1 protein-coding gene is annotated in these 313 nt (G+C 62.6%); it reads right to left on the bottom strand.

Annotated features, from left to right (window positions below; genetic code table 11):
* On the bottom strand, nt 1-221 hold a 221-nt coding region (locus R2601_RS00195), incomplete at its 3' end, for a 3,4-dihydroxy-2-butanone-4-phosphate synthase (protein WP_007791764.1).
* Nucleotides 222-313: the final 92 nt, after the last annotated feature.

Genomic DNA, 313 nt, shown 5'->3' with positions numbered 1-313 from the left:
CGGGCGGCTCGACAGGAGTCAGGCCGCGCCCTGGTGGCTGAATTGTCGCTCGGGGTGGCCCATTGCGCCGGGATCACCAGATCGCCCTCGTTCTCGCGATCCTCGTGGTCGACCAGGATGAACATGCGCCCGTTGCGCGCATCCTCGATGATCTCCTCGATCGGGGAGATTGCATCCTTCCAGTCCGATTCGACCGGGCCGGGGCTTTCGAAATCCGCCATCTCGTCACCTTCTGTCTGGTCCCTGCCAGATAAGAGATGCGGGGCAAAATGGCTAGGGCACATTTGCGTTGATGGTCTGTAGGGGCGGGAGG

This window comes from Salipiger bermudensis HTCC2601 (assembly GCF_000153725.1).
GTDB lineage: Bacteria > Pseudomonadota > Alphaproteobacteria > Rhodobacterales > Rhodobacteraceae > Salipiger > Salipiger bermudensis.
This window is presented reverse-complemented; position numbering and strand designations above follow the sequence as displayed.